The sequence below is a fragment of the Desulfurella sp. genome (assembly GCF_023256235.1).
Lineage (GTDB): Bacteria > Campylobacterota_A > Desulfurellia > Desulfurellales > Desulfurellaceae > Desulfurella.
Genome location: NZ_JAGDWY010000006.1, coordinates 5001 through 10132, shown reverse-complemented (window position 1 = coordinate 10132; position 5132 = coordinate 5001). Strand labels below are relative to the sequence as shown.

The window sequence follows — 5132 nt, the reverse complement described above, 5'->3', positions numbered from 1 at the left end:
ATCAGCAATTCTGCAAAAGTAGAATAAACTTTTAGCTCGTAAAAAAGGGGCTTAATTGTGCCCCTTTTTTACATTTCTTTTTCTAAAACTTCAGCTAATTTCTTGAGATCTTTCATTAAATTTTCAAATTCTGGTATCGTTAGTTGCTGCGAAGCATCTGATATTGCAATTTCTGGCTTGTAATGCACCTCAATAATTAGCCCATCTGCACCTGCTGCAATAGCTGCTTTTGAAAGCGCTGCCACATAATCTCTTTTTCCTGCTGCATGAGATGGATCAATAATTACAGGCAAATGCGTAAGTTTTTTTAAAACTGGCACAGCAGATATATCAAGAGTATTTCTTGTTGCAGTTTCAAAGGTTCTAATACCTCTTTCGCATAATACTACATTAGCATTTCCTTCACTCATTACATATTCGGCACTCATAAGCAATTCTTCTATCGTTGTTGACATTCCTCGCTTTAGTAAAACTGGCTTTGTTGTCTGGCCCACAAGCTTTAAAAGTGCAAAATTTTGAATATTTCTTGCTCCAATTTGCAAAACATCTGCATAATCTAAAATCAAATCCAAATCTTTTGGATTCATAACTTCTGTCACAATTGGCAGGCCTGTTTCATCCTTTGCTTCTTTTAACAGTTTTAAACCTTCTTCACCAAGGCCTTGAAAAGTATATGGATTTGTACGTGGCTTATATGCACCACCTCTTAATAGTTTTGCACCAGCTGATTTTACTCCTTTTGCGGTTGTTAGTATTTGATGACGATTTTCTACAGAACAAGGTCCTGCAATAACTGTAAATTTTCCTTCACCAATAGGAATTCCATTAACATAAACTGTAGTCGGCTCTGGCCTGTTTTCTATGCTTGCAAGTTTATATGGTTTTGACACTCTATAGACAGTTTCTACTCCGCTTTCCATAGACAACAATGATAATGGATCTATCTTAAGCTTATCTTTTGAAAATTCCCCAACAACACCTATAACTGTACGTTCACTTCCCTTACTTACATGGCTTGTAAAGCCTAATTCGCTAATTTTTTTAACGACACCCTCAATCTGCTTATCTGTAGCAGACTTTTTCATTATAACTATCATAAAACCTCCTCATAAATTTTTTGCAAAAAAAAAGCCGGTTGGAGTAGTCCACCCCAACCGGCTAAATAAAGCCTTACAAAAGGATAGACTACTCCCGCCAGCTATAAAAGTAATACCACCAATATGATAGATTTATATCTTGCCCAGCCAAAATAGAATCAAAATTTTTCATAGTTTTTTATATATCATAATTTTTTATGTATTTCAAGAAAAAACTTAAAACAAACAATATTGAAATAATAAGCATTTTACAAATTTTTAATAAAATCTTGATATTGGCATAAATTTAGTTTATATTTAAATTTAAGGTGTAATTATGGAAATATCTGAATTAACGGGCTACATTCAAAAATATGGTTTGTTGTTTGTATTTATCTTTACATTTTTAGAAACTGTCGTTTTTGCAAGCCTCATTGTTCCAGGCGAAACCGCGGTAGTATTAGCTGGTATAATGGCCCAAAAAGGATACTTAAAAATAGAATCTTTGTTAATCGTTGTTATAGTTGCAGCTTTTTTAGGTTATTTAACAAGTTATTTTATTGGCACATTCTTCGGAGACATTATCATAAAAAAAAGGCTGCTAAAAGATAAATACTACAAACCAACACAGTATTTTTTTGATAGATATGGCGGCATATCTGTTTTGTTTAGCAGGTTTTTATCGCTTTTGAGGAGCTTTACTGCATTAGTTGCTGGTATTTCTAAAATGAATTTTGCTGTATTTGTCATATTCGATGCTATAGGTGCTGTTTTATGGAGCTTTTTTTATGTGTATTTGGGGTATTTTTTAGGTTTTCAATTCCAGGAGGTTGAAAAGTATTTCGGAATAGTAGGTATCATAATGTTAGTCGGAGGAATTTTGATCTTGTACATATTTTATAAATACAAGTCAAAAAGGAGGTAATCATGGAAAAACTTATCTTGAGCATCCCTTTTTTTGCTGCAAACTCTCACGGAGAATTTGTAGCAAGATCAACAAGTGCAAACGGCTTTGAATCTGGACCGTACCCTGAAGGATTTAATCTTGATGACAAATTAGATTGTATCGTTGGTTTTAATGAATTTGAAAAACTTCAAAGAATATCAAAAAACGAGTATCAAAATATAATAATTTTATTTAGAGCGATAGTTCACAATGAGCAAGTTAAACATTTGATAATTGGTTTTTATGAAACAAACAAACTGGATTTAAAGGAAATTTCGCCTGGTAAATATCAAATAACTGCACAAAAAGCCCACTTTGTAACAACAAATGAGTCACTAGACGTATCAGACAAAATAATAGCCTACAACCTACAAAATAAGATTTTACGCTCAAATAGCCAAAACCATCCAGAGTATGCAGTTTGGCTAAACGATTGGTACAATAATATTTCTTCAAAAGAAAATAAATTCTTTCAATATAAAGATTACTGCCTGCAATTAAGGCAAAAATCGCTTACTTAAAAGGGGGATATTTATGGGCGAGGTAAATAAAAAAGTAATTGCAATATGTGGAGCAGGAGGCTGTGGTAAAAGCACACTTGTAGAAGACATACTCTTTATAAACAAAAAAATAACAAGAAAAGGCTCAACCGAAAAAGGCAATCTCGCAATGGATTTTGATAGCGAGGAAATTGAAAGAAAAGTTTCAATACAGCTTTCCATTGCAAATATTCAAAATAACAACACCATAATTTATTTAATTGATACACCAGGTTACCATAACTTTATAGGTGATGCATTATGTGGCATTAGAGCCTCGGATAGTGCTATTTTGGTAGTCGATATTCTCGAAGGCGTAAAAGCTCAAACAGAAAGGTTTTATTATGAGCTTGAAAAAGAAAACAAACCTTTTATTGTTTTTGTGAATGCTATTGATAAAGAAAACAGTAATTTTTCAAATGCTTTGAAATCTATAAATGAATTATTTAAAGCAATTGCTTTTCAAATACCAATTAAAGATAAAGAAAAAGTTATTGGCTACATTGATACATTAAGCTTAAAAGCGTACGATTTTAATCAAAAAGAAATAGAGTTACCCCAACACCTAAAAGAAGAAGCAAACAATTATCATTCTTTGATAATTGAAGAAGTGTCTTCTTTAAATGATGAATTATTAGAAAATTATTTATCAGGCGAAGAGTTAAATCAAAATCTATTTAATAATACTTTAAAAGAAGCTATAGCTTCTCAAAAATTAATACCAGTACTTGTAGGCAGTGCTCTGGCAGGTTATAATACCCAAACATTAATTGATTTTGCAAACACATATTTGCCTTCAGCTAAAAATGAAGATAATACTTCAAAAGGCTTTGTTTTTAAAACCTACAATGATCCTCAATCTGGAAAATTAAGCCTTATTAGAATCCTAAGCGGTAAATTTACACCAGATAGCATTTATTACAACTTAAACAAAGACCAGGAAGAACGCATTGGATCCATACAAACTTTGATTGGCAAAAACCCTATAAATCTTACATCAGCTGAAGCAGGAGATATAATTGCAGTAGCTAAATTAAAATATACACAAACAGGCGATACATTATCAAATGACAAAAAAGACACGCCAGTTGAGTTTGTAAAAATGCCATTGCCTTTTATTTCCTATGCAGTATATGGTTCATCAAAAAATGACGACGAAAAAATTTCAACATACATGAGCAAAATTCTGGAATCAGATCTAACACTATCTTTTAAGAAAAATACCGAAACGAACGAATTTATACTAACAGGTATGGGTACAAATCATTTGGAAGTTGTAGTTTCGCGCCTTAAAAAATTTGGCCTTGATATAAAACTAAAACTACCAAAAGTAGCATACAAAGAAACTATAAAGGATAAAACCACACACAAAGCAAGATTTAAAAAACAAACAGGCGGTCATGGACAATTTGGAGACGTAACAATAGAAATAGAACCTCTACCAAGAGGTGCTGGGTTTGAATTTGTTGACATGATAGTAGGTGGCGCAATACCTCGCCAATTTATACCATCAGTTGAAAAAGGTGTAAAAAGCGCTATGGAAAAAGGTCCGCTGGCAGGATACCCCATGACAGACATTAAAGTTAAGCTTATAGATGGCATGTATCATCCTGTAGATTCGAGCGATTTTTCTTTTCAAATGGCTGGTTCCATAGCATTTAAAGAAGGTGTGCTAAAATGCAAGCCAACGCTTTTGGAACCCATTCTTGAGATGGAAGTTTTTGTGCCAGAAGAAAATGTAGGCGATATAATAGGAGATATTAATGCAAGGCGTGGCAAAATGCTTAAAATGGAAACATACGGCAAAAGGCACAACTTCAAACAGGTAATTGTATTGGTGCCAGAAGCAGAAATCTTAGAATATGCCCCAACGCTTCGTTCTCTCACAGCTGGTAGAGGCTTTTTTAGAACAAAATTTTATGGCTATGAAGAAGTGCCTGCCCAAAAAGCTCAAAAAATCATTGAATCAGCCAAATCTCAGGAAAACTAAAGGGTCTTTAATGACCCTTTTTATTGATTTTTAAGATTAAATTATTATAATCTTTACTTGTGAGTAAAAAGGATCTTATTGAATTTATTAATAATGCAAGCAGTCACGAAATAGATTTCTTAAGCGAAATAGTAAAAAATTTAGATGGTTCGCATTTACGCTATTTTGACAAATTAATTGGCATAAAAAGAAATGAAAATGTTACTTTAAAGCCAGGTATAAATAACAAAAACATATATGGAGTGGTGCATGGCGGTGCTATTTGTAGTCTTATAGATATAGCACTTGGCGCTGAAATTTTTAAAACTATTGGCACAGATAAAAAAATATATACGCTTGAGTTAAAAGTAAATTTTACAAAAGCAACAAGCGATAGTGAATTAAAAACTCAAACTAAAATTCTACACCTTGGCTCTACAACCATCGTTGCCCAATGTCTAGTAGTAGACGACAGTGAAGATATAGTGGCTGTTGGTCTTGGGACATTTTATATAGTTCAATGAATTTAGATACTTTTGATTATAATCTTCCAAAAGAACTTATAGCCCAAAAACCTCATATTCCACCAGATGAATGCAGGC

General features: G+C 32.9%; 6 protein-coding genes (1 of these 6 only partly in view). 5 read left to right on the top strand and 1 reads right to left on the bottom strand.

The window, feature by feature from the left end; genetic code table 11:
• Nucleotides 1-68: 68 nt before the first annotated feature.
• Complete coding sequence (gene aroF, locus Q0C22_RS00645; RefSeq protein ID WP_291490163.1) at nucleotides 69-1097, bottom strand: 3-deoxy-7-phosphoheptulonate synthase; 1029 nt, start codon at nucleotides 1095-1097, stop codon at nucleotides 69-71.
• 316 nt (nucleotides 1098-1413) lie between these two features.
• On the opposite strand from aroF, the gene Q0C22_RS00640 reads away from it, so the two are divergent.
• The 5 genes in view from Q0C22_RS00640 to queA are tightly spaced (at most 59 nt apart) and all read left to right on the top strand, a layout consistent with a single transcriptional unit that may run on beyond the window.
• Nucleotides 1414-2001 (top strand): DedA family protein, encoded by a 588-nt coding sequence (locus Q0C22_RS00640; protein ID WP_291490162.1) that lies wholly within the window; start codon nucleotides 1414-1416, stop codon nucleotides 1999-2001.
• Between the two features lie 2 nt (nucleotides 2002-2003).
• Nucleotides 2004-2543 (top strand): hypothetical protein, encoded by a 540-nt coding sequence (locus Q0C22_RS00635; RefSeq protein ID WP_291490161.1) that lies wholly within the window; start codon nucleotides 2004-2006, stop codon nucleotides 2541-2543.
• Between the two features lie 13 nt (nucleotides 2544-2556).
• The gene (locus Q0C22_RS00630; RefSeq protein ID WP_291490160.1) at nucleotides 2557-4551 is read left to right on the top strand and encodes an elongation factor G; all 1995 of its coding nucleotides are present in this window, start codon (nucleotides 2557-2559) and stop codon (nucleotides 4549-4551) included.
• 59 nt (nucleotides 4552-4610) lie between these two features.
• A complete protein-coding gene (locus Q0C22_RS00625; protein ID WP_291490159.1) occupies nucleotides 4611-5054 on the top strand; it encodes a PaaI family thioesterase in 444 nt (147 codons plus the stop codon).
• Nucleotides 5051-5132: the 5' end (the start) of a tRNA preQ1(34) S-adenosylmethionine ribosyltransferase-isomerase QueA gene (gene queA, locus Q0C22_RS00620; RefSeq protein ID WP_291490158.1), read on the top strand. It continues 944 nt past the right edge of the window; only the first 82 of its 1026 coding nucleotides appear in the window; its start codon is at nucleotides 5051-5053; its stop codon lies beyond the right edge, outside the window. Before Q0C22_RS00625 ends, queA begins: the two co-directional genes overlap by 4 nt.